We start from the raw sequence: 23884 nt of genomic DNA on the forward strand, positions 1-23884 counted from the left end.
CCTCCCGCTCCCGTCCGCCGTCGGGCTGACCGGCCATCTCGATGGCGTACAAGTCCGTTCGCCCGCTTGCCCCACCCTTTCGTACCCCGCCTAGACTGAACGCTCAGCACAGGTGGCTCACACGCTCGAAAGGCGCCCCCGTGTCCATCGGCAGCAACTCCCCCGAAGACGAGCCCCCGTTCACCGACGACGCCCCCCGGGCCGACGGTCCTTCCGTCGGCACCGCCCTGCGCCAGGCCCGCGTCGCGGCCGGGCTGAGCGTGGCTGATGTCAGCAACGCCACCCGTATCCGCCTCGCCATGGTGCACGCCATCGAGGAGGACGACTTCTCCTCCTGCGGCGGCGACGTGTACGCGCGCGGCCACATCCGCAACCTGGCCAAGGCGGTCCACCTCGACCCCGTCCCGCTCATCGCGCGGTTCGACGCCGAGCACGGCGGCCGGCCCGCGCCCACCCCGGCGGCCCCCCTGTTCGAGGCGGAACGCATCCGTCCCGAGCGCCGGGGACCCAACTGGACCGCGGCCATGGTCGCGGCGATCGTCGTCGTCATCGGCTTCGTCGGCTTCACCGCCATCAAGTCCCAGACCGGCGGCGACACCGACACCCAGGCCGTCGAGGGCAACGCCACGCCGTCCGCCGGCAAGTCCGCCGCGCCCACTCCGAAGACGGGGCAGTCCGCCACGCCGAAGTCCGACCCGTCCGACAGCGCCATCGCGGCCGCCCCGCAGGACAAGGTGACCGTCCGGGTCACCGCGCCCAACGGGCGGAGCTGGATCTCCGCGAAGGACCACAACGGCCGCATGCTGTTCGACGGACTGCTCAACAAGGGCGAGTCCAAGACCTTCCAGGACAGCACCAAGATCAACCTGATTCTCGGTGACGCCGGGGCGATCGAGCTGTACGTCAACGGCAAGAAGATCGACGACGACTTCCGGCCCGGTGCCGTGGAGCGGCTCACGTACACCAAGGGCGATCCCGAGGTCGGGTGAAAGCCCTCCGGGCGCCAGAAGCGAGCGGACAGTGACGGGGTCGACGGGGTTGGTCAACAACGGCCAACCCCGTCGACATGGGGTGCGGGACAGACAAAGTAGTCTTGAGCCCATGCCTGAACGCCGTACCGTCGCACTAGTCACTCTCGGCTGCGCCCGTAACGAGGTGGACTCGGAGGAGCTCGCAGGCCGTTTGGAGGCGGACGGCTGGCAGCTCGTCGAGGACGCCGGGGACGCCGATGTCGCCGTGGTCAACACCTGTGGGTTCGTCGAAGCCGCCAAGAAGGACTCGGTCGACGCCCTTCTGGAGGCCAACGACCTCAAGGACCACGGCAGAACCCAGGCCGTCGTGGCGGTGGGCTGCATGGCCGAGCGGTACGGCAAGGAACTGGCCCAGGCGCTGCCCGAGGCCGACGGTGTGCTCGGCTTCGACGACTACGCCGACATCTCCGACCGCCTCCAGACCATCCTGTCCGGCGGGGTCCACGCCGCCCACACCCCGCGCGACCGCCGCAAGCTGCTGCCGATCAGCCCGGCCGAGCGCCAGGAGTCCGCGGCCGCCGTCGCCCTGCCCGGCCACGGCCCGACCGACCTCCCGGACGGCCTCGCGCCCGCCTCCGGTCCCCGCGCGCCCCTGCGCCGCCGGCTGGACGGCTCCCCGGTCGCCTCGGTCAAGCTCGCCTCCGGCTGCGACCGGCGCTGCTCCTTCTGCGCCATCCCGTCCTTCCGCGGCTCCTTCATCTCCCGCCGCCCCAGCGACGTCCTCAACGAGACGCGCTGGCTGGCCGAGCAGGGTGTGAAGGAGGTCATGCTCGTCTCCGAGAACAACACCTCCTACGGCAAGGACCTGGGCGACATCCGCCTGCTGGAGTCCCTGCTGCCCGAGCTGGCCGAGGTCGACGGCATCGAGCGGGTGCGGGTCAGCTACCTCCAGCCCGCCGAGATGCGTCCCGGCCTGATCGACGTGCTGACCTCCACCCCGAAGGTCGTTCCGTACTTCGACCTGTCCTTCCAGCACTCCGCGCCGAACGTGCTGCGCGCCATGCGCCGCTTCGGTGACACCGACCGCTTCCTGGAGCTGCTGGACACCATCCGGAACAAGGCCCCCGAGGCCGGCGTCCGCTCCAACTTCATCGTCGGCTTCCCCGGCGAGACCGAGGGCGACCTGGCCGAGCTGGAGCGCTTCCTGACCGGCGCCCGCCTGGACGCCATCGGCGTCTTCGGCTACTCCGACGAGGAGGGCACGGAGGCGGCGACCTACGACACCAAGCTCGACGAGGACGTGGTCGCGGAGCGCCTCGCCCACATCTCCCGGCTCGCCGAGGAACTCGTCTCGCAGCGCGCCGAGGAGCGGCTCGGGGAGACCGTGCGCGTCCTGGTGGAGTCCGTCGACGGCGAGGACGGGGTGTACGGCCGCGCCGCGCACCAGGCCCCGGAGACGGACGGCCAGGTGCTGCTCACGAGCGGCGAGGGCCTCGCCGTGGGACGTATGGTCGAGGCCAAGGTGGTCGGCACCGAGGGGGTCGATCTGGTGGCCGAGCCCCTCCCGGGCTCGTCGGTGTGCAGCGAGGAGACGGCCAGATGACCGGAGTCCCGGCATCCGCCTCGGGCGGCTCCTCCGGCGCGCGCGGCGCGACCGGACAGGCCGTCGACGGTGCTCCGGAGGTCTCCGACCCGGCCGTCGCGATGGAAGCGCGGCACCCGCGCGGCGGCAAGCTCGCCGCCGCGGCCGTCAACCAGGCCAGCGTCTGGAACGTCGCCAATCTGCTCACCATGCTCCGCCTGCTCCTGGTGCCGGGCTTCGTGGCGCTGATGCTGGCGGACGGCGGCTACGACCCCGCCTGGCGCTCGTTCGCCTGGGCGGCCTTCGCCGTTGCCATGATCACCGACCTCTTCGACGGGCACCTGGCGCGCACCTACAACCTGGTCACCGACTTCGGGAAGATCGCCGACCCGATAGCGGACAAGGCGATCATGGGCGCGGCGCTGATCTGCCTGTCCTACCTGGGCGATCTGCCCTGGTGGGTGACGGTGGTGATCCTGGGCCGGGAACTGGGCATCACCCTGCTGCGTTTCGTGGTCATTCGGTACGGCGTGATCCCAGCCAGCCGGGGCGGCAAGCTGAAGACGCTCACCCAGGGCATCGCCGTCGGCATGTACGTGCTCGCGCTGACCGGCTGGCTGGCCACCCTGCGGTTCTGGGTGATGGCCGCCGCGGTCCTCCTCACGGTCATCACCGGCCTCGACTATGTGAGACAGGCCATGGTGCTGCGCCGCCGGGGAATCGCGGAGCGGGCGGCGGCGTTGGAAGAGCGAGACGCGTGAACCCCACGGCCACCGAACTGGTGCGGCTACTCAGTGTGAACGGCGAGACGCTCGCCGTGGCCGAGTCGCTGACCGGTGGTCTGGTCGCCGCCGAGATCACCTCGGTCCCCGGCGCCTCCCGGGTGTTCCGGGGTTCGGTCACCGCCTACGCCACCGAGCTGAAGCACCGGCTGCTCGGCGTCGACGCCGCTCTGCTGGAGCGGTCGGGAGCGGTGGACCCGCAGGTCGCGGCCCAGATGGCGGCCGGTGTGCGGGAGGCGCTCGGCGCCGACTGGGGCATCGCCACCACCGGGGTGGCCGGCCCCAATCCGCAGGACGGCCAGCCGGTCGGCACGGTGTTCGTGGCCGTCGACGGCCCCCTCGGCAAGGGCTCGCCTTCCGCCTCCGGCGGAAAAGTGGAGGCCCTGCGGTTGAACGGCGGCCGTGCGGAAATTCGTATGGAGAGTGTACGGAGCGTACTCGCACTGCTTCTTACGGAGCTTGCGGGCGAACAGACCGGAAATGAGCGGGCACAGGATACGGAACGGAACGGGGGGTTTTGATGTTTGCAGCCCTGAGTGAACACGACATCGCTCCCCGCACGGCCGCGGCGCAAGGCGGTACGGTGGGGCGAGAAGGATGCGGCTACGCGGTCCGAGGAGGGAGCCACCGATGATTCTGCTCCGTCGCCTGCTGGGTGACGTGCTGCGTCGGCAGCGCCAGCGCCAGGGCCGTACTCTGCGCGAAGTCTCCTCGTCTGCCCGGGTCTCACTCGGCTATCTCTCCGAGGTGGAGCGGGGGCAGAAGGAGGCATCCTCCGAGCTGCTCTCCGCGATCTGCGACGCGCTGGACGTACGGATGTCGGAACTCATGCGTGAGGTGAGTGACGAACTCGCACTCGCCGAGCTGGCCCAGTCCGCCGCCGCCAACGACGGCGTACCGGCACCGGTCCGGCCGATGCTGGGTTCCGTCTCGGTGACCGGTGTGCCACCGGAACGGGTGACCATCAAGGCACCCGCCGAAGCGGTGGACGTGGTCGCCGCGTGACCTGCGCGCACGCGGCCTAGCGCCCGATACGTGTGAGCCCCGGCCGGGCCTCCCTGGATTTCTCAGGTGAGGCGCGGCCGGGGCTTTCTCATGCGCTTGTCCAGGTGCTTTGCGGAGGTTTGCTCCGTTTGCCCGGTCCGGGCACCCCGGTCATGGTGGGAGGGACCCAAGCCCGCCGAGGACCCGAGGACAGCGGATGTACGTGGTGAAGAGTTCCCTTCCCGAGGCCGAGCTGAAGACCGTCTCCGAGGCGCTGCAAGGGGCGCTCGTGGATCTGGTCGACCTCTCGCTGGTCGCCAAGCAGATCCACTGGAACGTGGTCGGGCCACGCTTCCGGTCCATCCACCTCCAGCTCGACGAGGTGGTCCTCTCCGCGCGCACCGCCTCCGACCTGGTGGCCGAACGCTCCTCCGCGCTGGGCGTGCCGCCGGACGGACGCGCGTCCACGGTCGCCTCCGGCACCGGCATCAAGGTCCCGCCGTCCGGCTGGATCAAGGACACGGACGCGGTCTCCGGCATGGTCGCCGCCCTCGGCGCGGTTATCGGCCGGATGCGGGAGCGGGTGAACGCCACCGGCGACGCCGACCCGGTGACCGAGGACATGTTCATCCAGATCACGGGCGACCTCGAGAAACACCATTGGATGTTTCAGGCCGAGAGCGCTTAGAAGCGCTTTGCGGGCGGGAGGGTTCCGGGCACGTCTGCCCGGCGCCGCTCCGGTGAGCCCTTTAGTGCGCCTTCCGCAGGTGGCAGGCGGTGTTCTAGCTTCTCCGGCTGGAGGTGGCGGGTCCATGAACGGGCGAATAGTGCGCTGGGGGGCAGGGCTGGGGTTCGGCGCGGTGTGGTGGTGGGCGGTGCTGCGGCTGACCCTGGGCGACGGGGCGGGGGTGCTGGAGGGGTCCGTGGTGCTCGGCGGGTGGGGGCTGGGGGTGCTGCCGGTGCACTGCGTCGCCAAGGACCGGGCCGAGGGGGCGGTGCGGACGGGGCGGTGGCGGGAGGCTTGGCGGGGCTCGGGGGAGGGCGGAGGCACCGGCGGAGGTGACGGTGGGGGCGCGGGAGCGGGTGCTGGGGCGGGCGCTGGGGTAACTCGTTCGGGTGAAGCGGGGGCGGGGTGAGCGGGGGGTGCTCCGGGTGGGTCCGGGGTCCGGGTTTGCGCGGCTCGGGTCAGCGCGCGGGGCGCGGGTAACGCTCCCGCCAGCGCTGGGCGGTGCCCGGTGCGGGGGTGGGGCCGCTCTGGCAGGTGGGGCACCAGTAGGTGGGGCGGTCCTGGACGCCGTCGCCCTGGTCGGCCACGCGTACCCGGGTGCGGCAGCGCAGGCAGGGGCGGGAGGCGCGGCCGTAGACGTACAGGTCGTTCCGGGGCAGGCCGGTGGTCTGGCGGACCGGGCGGGCCCGGTTGACCTCCAGCAGGCGCTGGGCGACGCCGGGGAGCTGGGCGGCGCGGTCCTCGGGGAGTGAGCCGACGGGGAGCCAGGGGGTCACGCCGAGCAGGAAGCACAGCTCGCTCTTGTAGACGTTGCCGATCCCGGCGAGGTTGCGCTGGTCGAGCAGGGCCTCGCCGAGGGGGCGCTCCGGGTCGGCGTACAGGTTGGCGAGGGCGCGCTTCGGGTCCCAGTCGGGGCCGAGGAGGTCGGGGCCCAGATGGCCTACGACGCGCTCCTCGTCCTCGGTGGGCAGCAGCTCCAGCACCGAGAGGCGGTACCCCACGGCCATGCGGTCCTCGGCGCCCAGGACGATTCGGATCTGGTGTCCGGCGCCGCCCCGCCAGCGTTCGCCGGTCCCGTACACCTTCCAGGCGCCCTCCATGCGCAGATGCGTGTGCAGGGTGATGCCGCCCTCGATCCGGGTGAGCAGGTGCTTGCCGCGCGGGGCTGTGTTCAGCACGGTGCGGCCGGTCAGGTCGACCGTCGCGTACTGCGGCACCCGGAAGTCGCTGTGGGTCAGCACCCTGCCCGCGAGCGCGTCGTGCAGCCGCTTCGCGGTCTGCCACACCGTGTCACCTTCGGGCATGCGTCCAGGGTGCCACGGCGCGCGGGCCTTCTCCGGGCGCCGGGCTCAGGCGCGCAGGCGCAGACCGCGCGGGGTCGCCACGAAGCCGGCGCCTTCCAGCAGGGGGCCCAGGGGCGAGGTCAGGGCCGCGGTGCCGTTGATCCGCTCCACGGTGACCGTGCCCAGGGAGCCCGCGCGGGCGGCCGCCGCCAGGGCCTCCGCCGCCGCGCGCAGGCGCGGGTCGTCGGCCGCCGTGGAGTCCGGGTCGGCGGGCCAGGCCAGCAGGGTCTTTCCGCCGCGCTCCATGTAGAGGGTCAGCTCGCCCTCCACCAGGACGACCAGCGAGCCCGCCTTGCGGCCCGGCTTGTGCCCGGCGCCGGTCGGGGGCTCCGGCCAGGGCAGGGCGGCGCCGTACGCGTTGGCGGGGTCGGCGGCGGCGAGGACCACCGCCTTGGAGTCGGGGGCGGTGTCCCGCACGCGCGGGCCGTAGCTCCGGCTCGCGGGGGAGCCGTAGCCCGAGCCGCCGCGCGGGCCGCCCTGGCCGGGGGAGGCGTACGGGTCGGGGATCGCCGCCGGGCCGAAGGGGCGCGGAACACCGCCGTCGTCCCCACCCTGGGGCGGCCACGCGAAGTCGCCCTCCAGGCTCGGGTGGCCGAAGCCTCCGGAGGAGGGGTCGGCGGCGTCGGACGCCGCGTGGACGTCACCGGGGAAGGGCGGGAGCGCGCCGTTGCCCGCAGGGGCCGGGGCGGGCACCACGCGCTCGCCCCGGTCGCGGGCGTTGGACACCGCGCGGAGCCGGTCCACGGCGCCGTCCATGGCGAACTGGGCCGCGCCGAGGCCCTCGACCACATAGCCGCGCCGGGCCTGGCCGCTCTCCTCGAACACCGACAGCACCCGGTACACCGCCGAGAAGCCGCCCTCGACGCCCTCCGCGCCCACCGCACCGCGCGTCACCACGCCATGCCGGTCCAGCAGGGCGCGGGCACGCGCGTGGGCGCGCACGGTGGCGTCCGGCTCGGGCACGGGCAGCAGCGACCAGCGGCCGCCCACGGTCGGCGGGCCCGAGCGACCGCCGGCGCGGGCGGCGGCGGTCAGGGAGCCGTAACGGCCGCGCGGGACATTGCGTTTGGCGCGGTGGGCCGTCGCCCCGGCCGTACGGCCCGAGCCCAGCAGGGCGCGCATCGGGGCCAGGGTGTCGTTGGTGAGCCGACCCGACCAGGCCAGGTCCCACAGGGCGTCGGCCAGGTGGGCGTCGCTCGCCTCGGGGTGCGTGGTGGCACGGACCTGGTCGGCGATCTGACGGAAGAACAGGCCGTACCCACCGGAGAGCGTGTCCAGGATCGACTGGTGGAGCGGGCTCAGCTCCAGGGGATGCGGGGCCGGCAGCAGCAGGGGGGCGGTGTCCGCGAGGTAGAGCGAGACCCAGCCGTCCTTGCCGGGCAGCGAGCCCGCCCCGGCCCACACGACCTCGCCCGCCGCGGTCAGTTCGTCCAGCATCGACGGCTTGTAGTCCGCCACGCGGGACGGCAGGACCAGCTTCTCCAGCGCGGACGCGGGCACCGAGGCGCCCTGCAACTGCTCGATGGCGCGCACCAGTCCGTCGGTGCCGCGCAGCGTGTGCCCCTTGCCGATGTGCTGCCACTGCGGGAGGAACTGCGCGAGCGCGGCGGGCGGCACCGGCTCCAGCTCGTGCCGCAGCGCGGCCAGCGAACGGCGGCGCAGCCTGCGCAGCACCGTGGCGTCGCACCACTCCTGGCCGATGCCCGCCGGATGGAACTCGCCCTGCACGACCCGGCCGCTCGCGGCCAGCCGCTGGAGGGCGCCCTCGGTGACCGCGACGCCCAGACCGAACCGCGCGGCGGCGGAGGCCGAGGTGAAGGGGCCGTGGGTACGGGCGTAGCGCGCGAGGAGGTCGCCGAGCGGGTCCTTCACCGGCTCGGTGAACGCCTCGGGGACGCCGACCGGCAGCGCGGTGCCCAGCGCGTCGCGCAGCCGTCCCGCGTCCTCGACGGCCGCCCAGTGGTCCTCACCCGCGACCCGCACCTTGATGACCCGCCGGGCGGCGGCCAGTTCACGCGCCCACTCCGGCTCGGCGCCCCGCTCGGCCAGCTCGGCGTCGGTCAGCGGGCCCAGCAGCCGGAGCAGGTCCGCGACGCTCTCCGGGTCCTTGGCGCGGCGGTCCTCGGTGAGCCACTGGAGTTCGCGCTCCAGCTCGGTCAGCACCTCGGCGTCGAGCAGCTCGCGCAGCTCCGCCTGGCCCAGCAGCTCGGCCAGCAGCCGGGAGTCCAGGGAGAGCGCGGCGGCACGGCGCTCGGCGAGCGGGGAGTCGCCCTCGTAGAGGAACTGGGCGACGTAACCGAACAGCAGGGAGCGGGCGAACGGGGAGGGCTCGGGGGTGGTGACCTCGACCAGGCTGACCTTGCGGGACTCGATGTCGCCCATCAGCTCGACCAGGCCGGGCACGTCGAACACGTCCTGGAGGCATTCGCGGATCGCCTCCAGGACGATCGGGAAGGACCCGAACTCGCTGGCCACCTCCAGCAGTTGCGCCGCACGCTGACGCTGCTGCCAGAGCGGGGTGCGCTTGCCGGGGTTGCGGCGCGGGAGCAGCAGCGCGCGGGCGGCGCACTCCCGGAAGCGGGAGGCGAACAGGGCCGAGCCGCCGACCTGGTCGGTGACGACCTGATCGACCTCGCCCTTGTCGAAGGTGACGTCCGCCGCGCCGACGGGGGCCTGCTCGCCGTCGTACTCCGTGCCGCCGGGGCTCTGGTCCATGAGGTCCAGGCCCATCAGGTCGGCGTCGGGCAGGCGCAGCACGATGCCGTCGTCGGCGTGCATGACCTGCGCGTCCATGCCGTACCGCTCGGAGAGGCGGGCGCCCAGCGCGAGGGCCCAGGGGGCGTGCACCTGGGCGCCGAAGGGGGAGTGGATCACGACCCGCCAGTCACCCAGCTCGTCCCGGAAGCGCTCCACGACGATGGTGCGGTCGTCCGGGACGTGCCCGCACGCCTCGCGCTGTTCGGCCAGGTAGGACAGGACGTTGTCCGCCGCCCACGCGTCCAGGCCCGCCGTGAGCAGGCGCAGCCGGGCGTCCTCCTCGGACAGCGCGCCGACCTCGCGCAGGAACGCGCCGAGCGCGCGGCCCAGTTCGAGCGGGCGGCCGAGCTGGTCGCCCTTCCAGAACGGCAGCCGGCCCGGCACCCCGGGCGCGGGGGAGACCAGCACCCGGTCGCGCGTGATGTCCTCGATGCGCCAGGAACTCGTGCCCAGCGTGAAGACGTCGCCCACGCGGGACTCGTACACCATCTCCTCGTCCAGCTCGCCGACCCGGCCGCCGCCCTTCTTGGGGTCGGAGCCGGCCAGGAACACGCCGAACAGGCCCCGGTCGGGGATGGTGCCGCCGGAGGTGACGGCGAGCCGCTGGGCGCCGGGGCGGCCGCTGATGGTGCCGGCCACGCGGTCCCACACCACGCGGGGGCGCAGTTCCGCGAAGGCGTCCGAGGGGTAGCGGCCCGCGAGCATGTCCAGGGTGGCGGTGAACGCGGACTCCGGGAGCGAGGCGAAGGGGGCCGCGCGGCGCACGGCGGCCAGCAGGTCGTCGAACTGCCAGGTGTCCAGCGCCGTCATGGCGACGATCTGCTGGGCCAGGACGTCCAGCGGGTTGGACGGCACCCGCAGCGACTCGATACCGCCCGAGCGCATCCGCTCGGTGACCACGGCCGCCTGCACCAGGTCACCCCGGTACTTGGGGAAGACCACGCCGGTGGAGACGGCGCCCACCTGGTGCCCGGCGCGGCCCACGCGCTGGAGGCCGGAGGCGACCGAGGGCGGGGACTCGACCTGGACGACCAGATCGACGGCGCCCATGTCGATGCCCAGCTCCAGGCTGGAGGTGGCCACCACGGCGGGCAGCCGCCCGGCCTTCAGGTCCTCCTCGACCAGCGACCGCTGCTCCTTGGAGACCGAGCCGTGGTGCGCGCGGGCGATCACCTGCGGGGCGCCCTGGGCCGCGCCCGAGCCGCCCATCAGCTCGGCCGGGGAATGGTTCTCGTCCAGCTTCTCGCCGGTGGCGCGCTCGTACGCGATTTCGTTGAGCCGGTTGCACAGCCGCTCCGCCAGGCGGCGGGAGTTGGCGAACACGATGGTCGAGCGGTGCGACTGCACCAGGTCGGCGATCTTCTCCTCGACATGCGGCCAGATCGAGGGCTTCTCCGCCTTGTCGTCGCCGTCGGCCGCGGGGGCGCCGCCCAGCTCGCCCATGTCCTCGACGGGCACGACCACGGAGAGGTCGAACTCCTTGCCCGACTCGGGCTGGACGATCTCCACCTTGCCCCGGGGCGAGAGATAGCGGGCCACCTCGTCCACCGGCCGCACGGTCGCCGACAGGCCGATCCGGCGGGCGGGCTTGGGCAGCAGCTCGTCCAGCCGCTCCAGGGACAGCGCGAGGTGCGCGCCGCGCTTGGTGCCCGCGACCGCGTGCACCTCGTCCAGGATCACGGTCTCGATGCCGGTGAGCGCGTCCCGCGCGGACGAGGTCAGCATCAGGAACAGCGACTCGGGGGTGGTGATCAGGATGTCCGGCGGGCGGGTGACCAGCGCGCGCCGCTCGGCGGGCGGGGTGTCGCCGGAGCGGATGCCGACCTTGACCTCGGGCTCGGGCAGGCCCAGGCGCACGGACTCCTGGCGGATGCCGGTCAGCGGGCTGCGGAGGTTGCGCTCCACGTCCACCGCGAGCGCCTTCAGCGGGGACACGTACAGCACCCGGCAGCGCTTCTTCGGGTCGGCCGGGGGCGGGGTGGAGGCCAGCTGGTCCAGGGCGGCGAGGAAGGCGGCCAGTGTCTTGCCGGAGCCGGTCGGCGCCACCACCAGCGCGTCCGACCCCTCGTTGATGGCCTTCCAGGCACCGGCCTGGGCCTCGGTGGGCGCGTGGAACGCCCCCGTGAACCACTCGCGGGTCGCGGGGGAGAAGCCTTCGAGGGCCGGGTGGGCGGAACTGACCATGCCTCCATCCTGCACCCGCCCACTGACAATCGGGCTGACCAGGGCAAACGGGACGGATCAGGGCGTGCCGCGACCGGCGGGCGTGGCCGACAATGGCCGTATGGCGGGTTCGGGCGAGCGGGCACGGCACTGGCGGTACGCGGAACTGCCCGGGGTCGACCTGCTCCGCGCCCGCTACATCCGCAAGACCTTCGTCCGCCACACCCACGAGAACTTCGTGATCGCGGCCATCGCGGACGGCGTCGAGGTCTTCCACCACCAGGGCGCCGACGTCTCCGTGGGCGCGGGCGCCCTCGCCCTGGTCAACCCCGACACCCCGCACACCGGCCGTGCGGGCGTCCCCGAGGGCTGGCGGTACGGCGCGGTCTACCCCTCGCCCGAGGTGGTGGCCCGGATAGCCGCAGAGACGACCACCATCCGGGGCACGCCCGGCTTCGCCGCGCCGATGGTGGACGACCCGTACACCGTCGGCCTCATCCACCAGGTGCTGCGCGCCGCCGAGGAGGGCAACGCGCTGGCCGCCGACACCCTGCTGAGCGTCGCGGTCACCCGGCTGCTGCGGCTCAACGGCGGCCCGCTGCCCGAGCGCCGCCCCCGCTCGGCCGGCGCCGGGATCGCCGCACGCGCGCGTGCCGTGCTGGAGGAGCGGATGACGGAGCCGCCCAGCCTGGAGCGGCTCGCCACCGACCTCGGCACCAGCCGCTTCGCCCTGCTGCGGGCCTTCCGCGACGCCTACGGCATGCCCCCGCACACCTGGCTCACCGACGCGCGCGTGCGCCGCGCCCGGCTCCTGCTGGACACCGGCACCGCGCCCGCCGAGGCCGCGGTGCTCGTCGGCTTCACCGACCAGCCTCACCTCAACCGCCACTTCGCCCACATCGTCGGCGTGCCTCCGGGCGCCTACCAGCGCGAACGCGAGAACCGCGAGACCCTGACCGGGCGCAACAACGTACAAGACTCCGCCGGTCGGGCGGCCGTAGCGTCCGGGGCGTGGCACAGCGACAGACAGCACTCGCGGACAGGGCCGCCGAAGACGTGGGAAAGCCGGACAGCGCCGTCGTACGGGACGCCCTCGGGGTCGGCGTCGCCGTAGGGCTCTCCGGCTTCGCCTTCGGCGTCACCTCGGCCGGCGGCGGACTCGGACTTCTCCAGACCTGCGCACTCAGCCTCCTGGTCTTCACCGGCGCCTCCCAGTTCGCCCTCGTAGGGGCGCTCGCGGCCGGCGGCAATCCGTTCACGGCCGCCGCGGGCGCGTTCTTCCTGGGCGTGCGCAACGCGTTCTACGGGCTGCGGCTCTCGCAGCTGCTGGCGCTCCCGCGCGCGGTGCGGCCGTTCGCCGCCCAATGGGTGATCGACGAGACCACCGCCGTCACCGTGGCCCAGCCCGACCGCCGCTCCGCGCGGCTCGGCTTCACCGTCACCGGGCTCAGCCTCTACGTGCTGTGGAACCTCACCACCCTGCTCGGCGCCCTCGGCGCGCGGGCCCTCGGGGACACCGACGCCTGGGGGCTGGACGCGGCCGGGCCCGCCGTCTTCCTGGCGCTGCTCGCGCCCATGCTGACCACGTTCACCGAACGGGCCGTCGCCGTCCTCGCGGTCGTCCTGGGCCTCGGCCTGCTGCCCGTCCTGCCCGCCGGGGCGCCCGTCCTGGTGGCGGCCCTGGCGGCGCCGCTCGCCCTGTTCGTCCAAGGTCTGCGGGCCCGCTCCGCCCGGCGGCCCGACGCCCCGGAGGAGGACCGTTGAACACCTGGCTCGCCATCGGCGTCACCGCGCTCGGCTGCTACGCCGTCAAGCTCGCCGGGCTGCTCGTCCCCGCGAGCGCCGTGGAACGGCCGCTGGTCAAGAAGCTCGCCGCGCTGCTGCCGGTCGCCCTGCTGGCCGCGCTGACCGCCCAGCAGACCTTCGCCGACGGCCACGCGCTCGTCCTGGACGCGCGGGCCGCGGGGGTGGCCGCGGCGGCCGTCGCGCTGCTGCTCCGGGCGCCGTTCCTGGTGGTCGTCGCGGTGGCCGTGGTGGTGACCGCCGGCGTACGCGCCCTGACCGGCTGAGCCGCCGGGTCAACCGACGTAGCGGCCGTACGCCCGGAGGGTGCGCAGCGCCTCGATCGTCACGCCGGCGCGCGCCTCCAGCGCCGGGGCGGGCGCCCATCGGCGCCATCGGACCGGCCAGCCGCCGTCCTCGTCCTGCTCGGCGGCGAGGAAGTCCAGCGACCGCGCCATCTCCTCGTCGGTGAACCACGCGCGCGCGAGCGAGTCGGGGGTGCGCGCGAAGTCGTGCGGGAAGTGGTGCTCACCGGGCGCGTAGCCGGGGGCGACGGGGTACGCGTCGAGCTGGTCCGGGTCCAGCGCCGCGAGCCGCCGCTCGCGCACCAGGCGGCCGAGCCGGTCGGCGGCCGCCTCCGCGCGGGCGCGGTCGGGAGCGGCGTCCAGGAAGGCCACGGCGGCCTCGACCTCGTAGGGATGCGACGCCTCCAGGGCGCCCACGGCCTGCCAGCAGAAGTCGGTGGCCCGGAACAGCCACGCGTGCCACACCTCGTTGCGGTGCAGCAGGCCCACCACCGGGCCCGTCGCCAGCAGCTCGCTCGGCGGGTCGTCGACCACCGGCACGAAGGGGGCCACCGGATAGCCGCGCTGGCTCGGACAGACCCCGGGCAGGGCGCCGTCGGCGGTGGACACCGAGGTCAGATAGCGGCACACCCGCTCCACCCGCTGCCCGCAGCACCGGCCGACCGCGTCCAGCACGTGCAGCGCGCGGGCGGTGTGCAGCGGCTGGCTCACCGGACCGCGCAGGTCGGGCTCCAGGGCGTGGCCGTAACCGCCGTCCTCGTTGCGATAGGCGTCCAGGGCCCGCTCCACCGGGTCCGCGCCGCCGTTCAGGAAGCGGTGCGCGAAGAGCCGTTGCTCCAGCACGCGCGCGGTGAGCCAGACGAAACGCTCCGCGCGGAGGAGCGGGGTGTGCGCCGGGCGCGCGTCGGGGAGTGAGGGACCACCTGATTCGGCCATGGACCAGACCGTAGGGCCCCCGGCCCCCACCGAGAACGGTCCCGGACACTCCCGCCCCCCGAGGCGGGATACTTGAGGCATGCGGTTGACGGTCTTCTGGCAGCGGACGGCCTGCCGACCTGCGGAGGTTCCGCGAGCCAGTGCTACGGCCAGCACTGATGTGCGAAATCGATAGCCGCCGCGTCTCAGCCTGTCCCGCGCTGAGACTCCCTGGATTGCATTCGAACTCCCCGGAGACCCCCCGGATCCCGCCCGGCGCGGTGGACCAGCGCAGGTGCTGCCATCCGCCAGAGAGCCGCGAAGACATCCGTGGGGCGAGCACATACGGCATGATCGGCCGTCGTGGAACCTGAAGTGACAGCAGCATGGATATCTGCCTTCGGAGCACTCGGCGGCGTCGCCTTCGGCACCGTCACCGCCATCGTCGCGGCCCGCATCCAAGCCAGACCCGCTCACCGGGCAGCCGAGGCAGCCCACGCACAGGCGGAGGCCGCCTACCGCGCCGCCCTTGACTCCGCTCGCGAGCAGATCAAGGGGGCGGCAGCCCAAAACACGGGCAGCGCGCGGCGCCAGGTATATGCGGCCTTCATCAACGAGGCACACAAGCTGCAGCTTGCCGTAGAGGTTTTCGACAAAGACTTTTACGGGGTAACCCACGATACGCGAGAGGCACGTGAAGCCCTCGACCGCGTGGAGAAAGCGGCTGCTCTTGTGTTCCTGGAAGGTCCACAGGAGGTTACCGATGCGGCCTGGGAGGTCTACAACGAAGGCAGCTCGGGCCTTGGTGACTACGAGTCCTCGGAGGCGGCACGTACCTCGTGGTCAGTGGTTGTCCGTGCCGGACTCGAAGAATCAGTTGCGACAGCTTTGGATCAAATACGCCACGGGGTGAGGGATCTGGTTTCTCATGCCTGGAGAGAGACAGCTGTCCATTGGGTAATGGAGGTGGCGCTGGGTTCGGAATCGCCATTCCCCCAGATGCCCACCCATTCGCGGTTGGGTGGTAGGACTGTTCCGTACTCGGTCGACCGAGAGGCGAGAATGGGAGGATACGGACTGGGTCGACTCGTGGCGCCCCGTGAGGGCACTTCCCCAGTGCCCTTCTACGAGACCGTCAGGCCGCAGTCCGACCTCGTGGCGCGCCTCCTCGCCAACGTCGAAACGCACCTGTGGTTCTGCGGCCCCCTGATTGAGGACGGTTCACTCACGCGCGAGCAGGCGTGTCAGATGCTCGAATACGCTCTACATGCCGAGCACGCGGTCTCTCCGGAGCGGGAGTTCTCCTGGACTGCAGGCGATGTGGCCAATGATCTCCTCAAGTTCGTCCAGCTTGCCCGTAATGTCCTTAACCCTCTGGAAGTAGATCAGGGGCGCTCCAGCGCCTGAGTCGGCTCGCCGATCAGTAATAGATGCACGAGCGCCGTGCCGCCAAGGTGTCCACCGTGTGAGATGGGCGGACTGGACCGCGTCGAGAAACCTCTTCGACCCCGCTGGGTGTATTTCGTGGGCGGTGTCAATCCAAACGCGCAGCGGAACTCTACTGCTCGGCGAGCCGGGCGTGCACGTGCTGTATCGGTTAGCTTCGTCAGGCTCACCGACGCCGAGCAGTGGCTCGCCCACGCTCCTGCAGCGACGGGACGGGACCGACCTCGCATGAGGCCTTCGAGCAGGTGAATCAGGTCCACGACGCCTTCGGCGTCTGCATGTACGTGAGGGCCGGCGACACGGAACTGCTGCGGTGTCTATGCCTCCGACACGCGGCTCAGGAGACGTCGCAGCTGTACCACCCAGACGACGACCGCAGCCAGAGCGATGGAGATCACCGCCATGCCCATGCCGGCCCGGATGCCGACCGACACGGTGATGCTGCTGGCGACCAGGGCGCCGAGCGGGACTCCCAGGCCAGACGAGAGCATGCGGCGGGTGGTATTGACCCTGCCCTGCAGCTCGGCGGGCGTGACCTCCTGGGAGTAGGTCATCGTGTTCACCAGTACGACCAGATAGGCAGTTCCCCATGCCGCCAGCGCCACCAGCGAGATCCGCCAGTCCGTGGTGAACACGACGAGGAGTCCGAGGAGCGCGCCGATCGGCAGCACCCCGAGGAGCAGCTGAAAGGCGTCGAAGTGTTCGCGCAGCCGGGGAAGCAGCAGGGAGCCGCCGATGCCGCCGGCGCTCCACGCCATGTAGAGCAGGCCGATACGCCCGTCGGAGCCGTGGATACCGAGGGCACGGTCCGCGAAGACGACCAGTTGACCGACGATGGCTCCGCCGGAAAACGACTGGAGCGTGCCGACCACCGTCATGGTCCGCAGCGTGCGGTGACCGGCCAGGAAACGGAGGCCCTCCGTCACCGACTCCCGGAAGCCGGGTCGCTTGCTGCCCGAATCGGCCGGGCGGGAGGCGACGTTGGTGACCGCCCTGATGAACAGGGCAGAGCACGCGAAGCTCAGGGCATCCAGGGCGAGCGTGCCCACGGGGCTCGTCAGCGCGATGAGAACGCCCGCGACGGCGTTGCCGGCGATGCGGACGACGGTCTCGGCGCCGTAGATCGCGCTGTTGGCCTGGGTGAGTTTGTCCTTGCCCACGATGTCGGGAACGAAGCCGTACACGCCGGCGTCGAAGAAGAGCGAGAGGCTGGAGGAGAGGAACGCGACCACTACGACCTGGGTGACCGTCAGGATGCCCAGGGCCCAGGCGGCCGGTATCGAAGCGAGACTCAAGGCGCTCAGGCAGTCGGTCACGATCATCAGGGTGCGTCGGTCCGTGCGGTCGGCGACGGCACCGGCGATCAGACCGAAAGCGAGATAGGGCAGTGTCCCGGCGGCCGCGACCAGGGAGACCAGGAGGGGGGAGCGACTCTCCTGGAAGACCAGGACGGGCAGCGCAACGGTGGTGATGGCGGATCCGAGGCCGGACACGGCACGGGAAAGCCAGAAGTTCCGGAACCCGCTGATCTGCCGCAGGGGCGAGGCTTGAATGGTCGACATGGTGTTGCCTGTTGGTCTTTCTGCTCGGTCTGATGAGAGAAGGTGCGGGAACAGCCGCCTCGGAGAGGCGGCGTGGGTCAGGAGGGGTCCTGTGTCAGGTGGGACAGGACCTCCGGCAGTGGGCCGGCATGGAACACGTGGAGGAACCGGCTTGCCCGGGTGAGCGCCACGTAGAGGTCGCTGAGGCCCCGGGTGGAGCCGTCCAGCATCCCCTGTGGGTCGGCCACGACCACCGAGTCGAACTCCAGCCCCTTGGCCTGGCGGACGCCGAGCACGACGACGTCCCTCTCCAGGTCGACGTCCGCGCCCCAGGAAGCGTCGGGGATCCTCGCGGAGACCGCGGCGGCGAGCCGTTCCAGGTCGGCGGTGGGTACGACGATCGCGGTGCGGCCGCCCGCCGCACGGCGGGCGGCACTGGCTGCGGCCTCGGCCAGTCCGGCGGGGAACTCCTCCGGCGTGGTGCCTGTGCAGCGCGGCGGTTCGGCGCCGTGCCGTACCGCACGTGCCGGCAGCAGTTCGGGCGAGATGGCCTTCAGTACTTGGCGGGACGCCTCCATGATCTCGCCGGGGGTGCGGTAGTTGACGGTGAGCTGCGACAGTCGCCAGCGCGTCCCGAAGAACGGTTCCAGAGCCTCTCGCCAGGACGTCGCTCCGGCCGCGTCACTCGACTGCGCCGCGTCACCGACGACGGTGAAGGAGCGGGTGGGGCAGCGGCGCACCAGGAGGCGCCAGGTCATCGGGGACAGATCCTGCGCCTCGTCGACGATGACATGGCCGAAGACCCAGGTTCGGTCGGCCGCTGCGCGCTCCGCGACGGTACGCAGGTCCGTCTGCGTGTGCCACCCGGCGAGCTGTTCGGCGGATACGAGGTCGGCGGCGTGCAGATGATCGTCCGCGTCGCGGGAGCCTCGCGCGATGTCCAGGACGCCTTGGGCGTAATCCCGTTGGGCGGCTCGGCGGGCGGCCTGCCGCTCGGTCTCGGCATGATCGTCGTATCCCAGTAGTTCGGCGGCTTCGTCCAGGAGGGGTACGTCGGACAGCGTCCAGGGCGCGCCCCGCTCCCGCACCAATAGGGCCCGGTCCTCCTCTTCCAGCTGAGGCGCGGCCTCGGCGAGGCGTGCGGGGTCGGCGTACAGGTCGTCCAGCAGCTGCTCCGGGGACAGGAGCGGCCATAGGGAGTCCAGCAGTCGTTGGGCGTCCCGGTCCCGGGGCAGTGCGTGCAGCCAATTGGCCTTGCGCTCGGTGAACTCGGCGGGTAGCTGTGCCCTGAAGTCGTAGGCCTTGGCGTCTTGTCCGAACACACCGGCCAGGTCTTCCTGCACAGCCAGATCGAGGGCCTGGACGTCCATCTCGCCGGCGAGGATCTCCTCGAAGCCGACCTCGATGTCGCCGATGACACGGGCCAGCCGGTCGGCCAGCTCCTCGAAAAGGATGTCGCGGAACTCCGGTCGGGCCAGGTTGTGCTGCCGGCCGCCCTCGGTGGCGCGGGCAGCCGCGTCGGCCAGGAAGTCCCGCGAGAGCCGGAAGTGTTCGCCGCCGATCAGCGCGTCGACCGACTCGGTGACGGCGGCCTGTCGCGCCCGTACGGCACGGTCGAGGACATCCGCCATGACCAGGCGCCCCTTGATCTCGGCGGAGGCCACCGGCTCCCCGGCCGACGCCGAGAGACCCGGATACAGGCTTCCGACGGAGGACAGCAGCACGCTGGTCTCGCCGAGACCGGGCAGCACTTGGCTGATGTACTCCAGGAAGACCGAGTTCGGGCCAACCACCAGGACGCCGCTTCGCTGCAGCCGTTCGTGGCTGTAGAGCAGGTAGGCGGCGCGGTGCAGTGCGACGACCGTCTTGCCGGTGCCGGGGCTGCCCTGGACCACCGTAACGCCCGCGTGCGGCGAGCGGATGATCTTGTCTTGCTCCGCCTGGAGAGTAGCGACCGCGTCGTGCATCCGGCCGGTCCTGCCATGCCGGAGGGCGGCCAACAGGGCGGCTTCGCCCGAGAGTTGGACGTCATCGGGCACACCCGCAGTGTCATCGAACAGTTCGTCGTCCACCCGCAGTACGCGACGGTTCCGTGTATGCAGGTGCCGACGTAGGCGTACGCCTTGCGCGGCCGCGGCCGTGGCGGTGTAGAAGGGGCGGGCGGCGGGGGCGCGCCAGTCGATGAGTAGGGGGTCATCGTCGCCAGCACCCGACACCCCAATACGGCCGATGTAAAGACGGTCGTCCTCGGCCCGGTCCAGTCGGCCGAAGCACAGTCTGTTCTCGGCGGCCTCCATCATGAGGAGTTTGCGGGCGAGCCGCTCGGCTACGACTCCGCGTTCCACTTGCCCCTGCGCCGTCCCGGACGACTCGCGCAGGGCGGTACGGAGATCACCTCTGATCTCCGTACACAGGGTGTCCAACCGATCGTGAAGCAGATCCAAGTAAGCCTGCTCGTGGGCATGTTCGGTTGACTGAGATGAAGGTGCGGTCATGGCAGACTCCGTGGCGAAGGGTCGGCGAGTGGCGTTGGCACGTGGGCTGGGTAGGGCGCAGTGAACTGCGGCGGGTGATGGGCAGGACCACCGTGTGTCGGGCGTGGAACAAAAAAATGGTCGACACCCGGTGGGTGTCGACCTGTAAAGACTGCGTTCTCGCGGGAAGATGACGTCCGCTGTACGAACTGGCTCTAGGCATGGATGCACTCAAGAGCCGAAGCTGATCATAGCAGGGGTGCGAGGGGCTTGTCGAGGTCGACCCTGTGGATCTTGGTCACGCCGTAACGGTGGGCGTGGTGAGGGCTCGGCGTGGTGGTACTGGTTTCCGGGCAGGCCGGCGCCGGGCGGTCCCGCCTGGCTTCGTATCCGTACTCTGGTGCAAGGCGCATCCTGCGGGCCAATCGCACCGGTTGGAGCCTACGGAGCGCAGGTCGCAGGAGCTTGTCAAACGGAAAATACTGCAGGGATCGAGCCTTTACCGGCCAGCATCACATCAAGCACGTCGCAAAGGCGACCGAGTTCCTCTGCAGAGTTGTAATAATGGGGCGAAATCCGCAGTAGGCTGCTAATGCCCCGATTTTCCATGTCGAGGCACGCGGAATTCTCAAGGCACACCCAGGTGTTGATCCCGGCACGGATCAAGTTGTCCCTGACCCACATTTCATCAAAATGATCAATGGAAACAGCAATGTTTCCGCTCCGGTCCCTACCTCGGTCCTCCACCCTGATATTCCGGATCCCACTAAGGTCCTTGCGCAACCCCTCAGCCAGAGATTGAACCCTGTTCGAAATCCGCTCTATGCCCCATTCGAGGGCGTACTCAACTGCCCTTCCGAGGCCGATTCGGGATACGCAGTTTGCTTCCCAGTTCTCGAATCGGCGAGCGCCTGGTGCCATTCGGTAACTTCCCGAAAGCCACTCCGCTCCATCGAGACCCAGTACGAAGGGGGTCAGCTTCTCTGCTACTTCCTGACGTGCATAGAGAAAGCCAGTCCCCCGTGGCCCCCGAAGAAACTTACGTCCGGCCCCCACCAGTAGATCGCAGTTTGCTTCATGGACATCCACAGTCAACTGGCCAACCGACTGACAAGCATCCACCAGGAAGAGAATCCCATTCTTCCGGGCGATACGCCCTATTTCTACCAGCGGATTGACCAGGCCGTCATGCATCGGTACGTGCGGCAGCGCAATGAGTCGCACGCGCTCATCCAAATAGTTTTCTATCCCCAGGTAATCAATGACGCCGTCGGAGTCGACCGGAAGTACTTCAACTGATACACCCATGCGCCGGCACATGTGTAGCAAGTTGATGTAGTTACTCCCATACTCCATCGACGAGACCAGGACTCGGTCCCCGGGATTCAGCGCTATGCTCGATACAGCCATGGCCCAGGCTCGGGAGGCGCTCTCAAAGATAGCGACCTCCTGGGGATTACAGTTGAGGAGCCCGGCAATTGCATCGTAGACGCCATTTATCGTCGCTTGTACCCGCTCCGCCGCCTCGTAGGCGCCTACCTCACTTTCCAACTCGAGGTGGCTCTTCATCGCGTGGACCACAGTCTGCGGCATAAGACCCGCGCCGGCATTATTCAGATGGATGACATGGTTGACGCCAGGTGTTTCGGCACGCGCCCTCTCGACATCAAAGCTAGCGTCAACTTGGTACATTCGGCGGCTCTCTCTACTAGTGACTCGTGATCCTATTCGTGGAAATGCTCGTTGAGTCTCATATTGATCTCGTCAATTGAAATCACCGCTGCGCAAAGGCTACGCTTCGATGGCCGTGGATACCCACGATGCCCTTCTGTCCAGGTGGGAGGTGACGTACCATGCACCCGCCAGGGCGATTACCGAATATGAAGGGGCTGAAAACAGGAAAGACTTCTTCCTCGAATGTAGCTTTGGCGGCACTGTCAGAGAAACTGATTCGGCAGGGGGTCGCCTCTACGTAATCTTGAGCGATGTAACCCTCGGTTGCCACCGCCGTGTCAACTGCACTTTCCCATAGTTTCGGCTCACAGTTTCGCCCAACGAACACATCCCGAGACATCATTCCGGCGGCCGGCTTGAGGATGAACTCTTCGCGATGCTCCACAAGCAACTCAGGGAGGGAATACGTTGCGCCCTTCCAGTGCGTCGGGCGGTCGCCTGCCACTCGAGTCCAAGGGATGTAACGATCGACTATTTCACGGTCGGAGTCCGTCATCCAAGGAAGGCCTTCCGAGAGCCATCCCAAGACCTTTTTGTTGGCGACGAGGTACGCGGTCTGAGTCGCGATGAGCAGGCATCCTCTATCGAGGGCCTCCTGAACAGGACTCAGATCTATTCCAAGATCACGCCAGTCCGGAACGGTGAAGTGTCGCAACCCCAGTTGATATCGGAGTGCTCCAGGCGAACCGATACCCTCCAGCAGCTCCTCGGGCTCGAAAAAGTCTGCCCGTATGCCTTTTTCTCTCAGTGAATCCACCTGTAGTCCGAAGTATCTGCCTGCGTCCCGTCCCTCCACGTCTCTGGCGGTTCCGACGACAGCGACCGCCGGCTCGACATCAAGCTCTTTTATAACCCGCTGGAACAGTGCATCGCGGACGGGCAGCGGATCAATACCACGAAATGGCGAGTGTTCCGGTCCGCCGAAAGCCGCATACCATGCTGCGGAATTGAGGGAGGTGTCAAGGACGCCACCGAACCCGGAACCGATATTAAATTCGAGGAATTTTGGTCCAGTGCTGGTTACTATGACATCCGGGCGAGTCATACACGTAGCAAACTTCTCTTCATGAGGCCCATCGGCGACCAGCGGATACATATTCTCGTCGGCGCCCAGCGCCGCTATTCGACCAGCCGCGGTGGGAGCGGACTCAAGAAGCGCTCTGCGCAGGAGTCGCAAGAGGGCAATCGCAGCGGTAAACAACTCGTCGTATGCGGCTCTTGTGAGAACCACCGGCTGCACAGCAATTTGCGACTTGCTCGCATAATGGCTGAAACCGCTTTTTTCCATTGCGCCTGTGACCTCCTCGACAACCTCCGGAAGTGGCCGCCGTGAATCGCGAGAAGGGGAGAAGCTGCTGTACCGGTGCCCGTCCATGTTGTACCTTCGTGTCTTGTATCAGTTTCCGGACTTTCGCTCTATCCATCCGAAAAATGCATCAGCGACCTGTGAGAGTTCAGGCTCGGGCATCATCGTGAACCCACCGTAAGCAGTGCACCATTCATTGAGCAGAGGACCCGACTCAGTCATGAGCCAGTCGATGCAAATCCATTCTGCGTGCAGGCTCGCTGCAATTTTTCTGCACGCGTCGATCACCTGTAGGTGATCTTCGTTTACTTCAATCGATCCCCCCTGGCTAACGCTTGCCAGGTAGCCATTGTGTTTGGGCCGCCGGCTCAGGGAAGACACCACCTCTCCGTCCGCCATGAAGACGCGCATGTCCGCATGATGCGGAATGAAAGGCTGGATTATGTATGCAGCACCAGTTTGTGCCGCGATATCGATCGCCGAGCTGAGTTGCTGGTCGGAATCGATCCGCAGTACGCCGGTACCGCTAGACATCTCTCGAGGCTTCAGAATGTAGGGACCGTCGCCAATGGCCTCCCGTACTTCTCTGATCGCTCGACGAGCGTACGCCCCGCGCGGAACCGAAATGGTTGCAGCAGTCGGAATGCCCAGCTTCGCTGCGTATTGCAGAATTCCGAGTTTGTCCCTCTCCAGATAGTCGGGCCCGTCGAAGGAACGGTTGAGCAGAACTGAGTCGCTCATGGCGATGGTCCGGTAGATGGCCTGCAGCGCTTGATGACTCTGCGAGTCTGGGCTCGTGTCTTCTACAATAAAACACTGCTTCTGGCTCAGTAGATCCTGCCCCTGATATCGAAGTACGGGTTTCCCGAGGCAGAGCGGAACAAGCTCCGATGCATTTACGGCGCGAAATTTGAATCCACGCGACTCGGATACTGCCGCATAGCGCTTCGTAATGCTCTGCTCAAACCCCGCCACCGCTGCCGGGTCTATGTCGTCGGATTGATAGATCCATGTGACCTGGGCGACCATTTTTATCCCTGTTTCTTTGCTCTACGCTTAATAAGCGTCGCAG

At 69.5% G+C, this 23884-nt stretch carries 19 protein-coding genes; 11 read left to right on the forward strand and 8 right to left on the reverse strand.

Features of this window, described 5'->3' with window-relative positions; genetic code table 11:
• Positions 1-140: 140 nt before the first annotated feature.
• From D0Z67_RS21695 to D0Z67_RS21725, 7 genes are all read left to right on the forward strand, one after another.
• Complete coding sequence (locus D0Z67_RS21695; RefSeq protein ID WP_031183050.1) at positions 141-989, forward strand: helix-turn-helix domain-containing protein; 849 nt, start codon at positions 141-143, stop codon at positions 987-989.
• A gap of 112 nt (positions 990-1101) precedes the next feature.
• The gene (rimO, locus tag D0Z67_RS21700; RefSeq protein ID WP_078873564.1) at positions 1102-2574 is read left to right on the forward strand and encodes a 30S ribosomal protein S12 methylthiotransferase RimO; all 1473 of its coding nucleotides are present in this window, start codon (positions 1102-1104) and stop codon (positions 2572-2574) included.
• Positions 2571-3314 carry a CDP-diacylglycerol--glycerol-3-phosphate 3-phosphatidyltransferase gene (gene pgsA, locus D0Z67_RS21705; protein ID WP_031183052.1) on the forward strand — a complete coding sequence of 248 codons (744 nt, stop codon included), beginning with the start codon at positions 2571-2573 and terminating at the stop codon, positions 3312-3314. The genes rimO and pgsA overlap by 4 nt, the downstream gene beginning before the upstream one ends.
• Positions 3311-3856, forward strand: coding sequence for a CinA family protein (locus D0Z67_RS21710; protein WP_031183053.1), 546 nt, complete (start codon positions 3311-3313; stop codon positions 3854-3856). The genes pgsA and D0Z67_RS21710 overlap by 4 nt, the downstream gene beginning before the upstream one ends.
• 109 nt (positions 3857-3965) lie before the next feature.
• A complete protein-coding gene (locus tag D0Z67_RS21715; RefSeq protein ID WP_031183054.1) occupies positions 3966-4340 on the forward strand; it encodes a helix-turn-helix domain-containing protein in 375 nt (124 codons plus the stop codon).
• A gap of 196 nt (positions 4341-4536) precedes the next feature.
• The gene (locus D0Z67_RS21720) at positions 4537-5007 is read left to right on the forward strand and encodes a Dps family protein (protein ID WP_031183055.1); all 471 of its coding nucleotides are present in this window, start codon (positions 4537-4539) and stop codon (positions 5005-5007) included.
• A gap of 124 nt (positions 5008-5131) precedes the next feature.
• The gene (locus D0Z67_RS21725; RefSeq protein ID WP_234312891.1) at positions 5132-5455 is read left to right on the forward strand and encodes a hypothetical protein; all 324 of its coding nucleotides are present in this window, start codon (positions 5132-5134) and stop codon (positions 5453-5455) included.
• A gap of 49 nt (positions 5456-5504) precedes the next feature.
• On the opposite strand, the gene D0Z67_RS21730 is transcribed toward D0Z67_RS21725, so the two are convergent.
• Positions 5505-6350 carry a DNA-formamidopyrimidine glycosylase family protein gene (locus tag D0Z67_RS21730; protein WP_031183057.1) on the reverse strand — a complete coding sequence of 282 codons (846 nt, stop codon included), beginning with the start codon at positions 6348-6350 and terminating at the stop codon, positions 5505-5507.
• A gap of 45 nt (positions 6351-6395) precedes the next feature.
• On the reverse strand, positions 6396-11330 hold the full coding sequence (locus D0Z67_RS21735; protein ID WP_031183058.1) for an ATP-dependent helicase: 4935 nt from the start codon (positions 11328-11330) through the stop codon (positions 6396-6398).
• 100 nt (positions 11331-11430) lie between these two features.
• Here D0Z67_RS21735 and D0Z67_RS21740 point away from each other — a divergent pair, with 100 nt between their 5' ends.
• Genes D0Z67_RS21740 through D0Z67_RS21750 form a run of 3 tightly spaced genes read left to right on the forward strand, consistent with a single transcriptional unit; the run spans position 11431 to position 13378 of the window.
• Positions 11431-12423, forward strand: coding sequence for an AraC family transcriptional regulator (locus D0Z67_RS21740; protein WP_037775791.1), 993 nt, complete (start codon positions 11431-11433; stop codon positions 12421-12423).
• Positions 12321-13073, forward strand: coding sequence for an AzlC family ABC transporter permease (locus tag D0Z67_RS21745; protein ID WP_031183060.1), 753 nt, complete (start codon positions 12321-12323; stop codon positions 13071-13073). Before D0Z67_RS21740 ends, D0Z67_RS21745 begins: the two co-directional genes overlap by 103 nt.
• The gene (locus tag D0Z67_RS21750; RefSeq protein WP_030803336.1) at positions 13070-13378 is read left to right on the forward strand and encodes an AzlD domain-containing protein; all 309 of its coding nucleotides are present in this window, start codon (positions 13070-13072) and stop codon (positions 13376-13378) included. The genes D0Z67_RS21745 and D0Z67_RS21750 overlap by 4 nt, the downstream gene beginning before the upstream one ends.
• A gap of 9 nt (positions 13379-13387) precedes the next feature.
• Here D0Z67_RS21750 and D0Z67_RS21755 read toward each other — a convergent pair whose 3' ends face one another.
• Complete coding sequence (locus D0Z67_RS21755; protein ID WP_031183061.1) at positions 13388-14332, reverse strand: prenyltransferase/squalene oxidase repeat-containing protein; 945 nt, start codon at positions 14330-14332, stop codon at positions 13388-13390.
• Between the two features lie 342 nt (positions 14333-14674).
• Between D0Z67_RS21755 and D0Z67_RS21760 the strand changes: the two genes are divergently transcribed.
• Entirely contained in the window at positions 14675-15718 is a 1044-nt protein-coding gene (locus D0Z67_RS21760; RefSeq protein WP_131589684.1) for a hypothetical protein, read from the forward strand.
• Between the two features lie 356 nt (positions 15719-16074).
• Here the strand turns inward: D0Z67_RS21760 and D0Z67_RS21765 are convergent, their stop codons facing one another.
• The 5 genes from D0Z67_RS21765 to D0Z67_RS21785 all read right to left on the reverse strand — a co-directional run bounded on the left by D0Z67_RS21765 (position 16075) and on the right by D0Z67_RS21785 (position 23841).
• On the reverse strand, positions 16075-17319 hold the full coding sequence (locus tag D0Z67_RS21765; RefSeq protein WP_031183063.1) for an MFS transporter: 1245 nt from the start codon (positions 17317-17319) through the stop codon (positions 16075-16077).
• Between the two features lie 77 nt (positions 17320-17396).
• Positions 17397-19643: a HelD family protein gene (locus tag D0Z67_RS21770; protein ID WP_234312892.1), complete on the reverse strand. Its 2247-nt coding sequence runs from the start codon at positions 19641-19643 to the stop codon at positions 17397-17399.
• A gap of 597 nt (positions 19644-20240) precedes the next feature.
• Positions 20241-21464 (reverse strand): aminotransferase class V-fold PLP-dependent enzyme, encoded by a 1224-nt coding sequence (locus D0Z67_RS21775; RefSeq protein WP_078873566.1) that lies wholly within the window; start codon positions 21462-21464, stop codon positions 20241-20243.
• 82 nt (positions 21465-21546) lie between these two features.
• Positions 21547-22881, reverse strand: coding sequence for a hypothetical protein (locus D0Z67_RS21780; RefSeq protein WP_207391737.1), 1335 nt, complete (start codon positions 22879-22881; stop codon positions 21547-21549).
• A gap of 21 nt (positions 22882-22902) precedes the next feature.
• Entirely contained in the window at positions 22903-23841 is a 939-nt protein-coding gene (locus D0Z67_RS21785) for an ATP-grasp domain-containing protein (protein ID WP_078873568.1), read from the reverse strand.
• Positions 23842-23884: the final 43 nt, after the last annotated feature.

It is taken from the genome of Streptomyces seoulensis, assembly GCF_004328625.1.
Taxonomy (GTDB): domain Bacteria; phylum Actinomycetota; class Actinomycetes; order Streptomycetales; family Streptomycetaceae; genus Streptomyces; species Streptomyces seoulensis.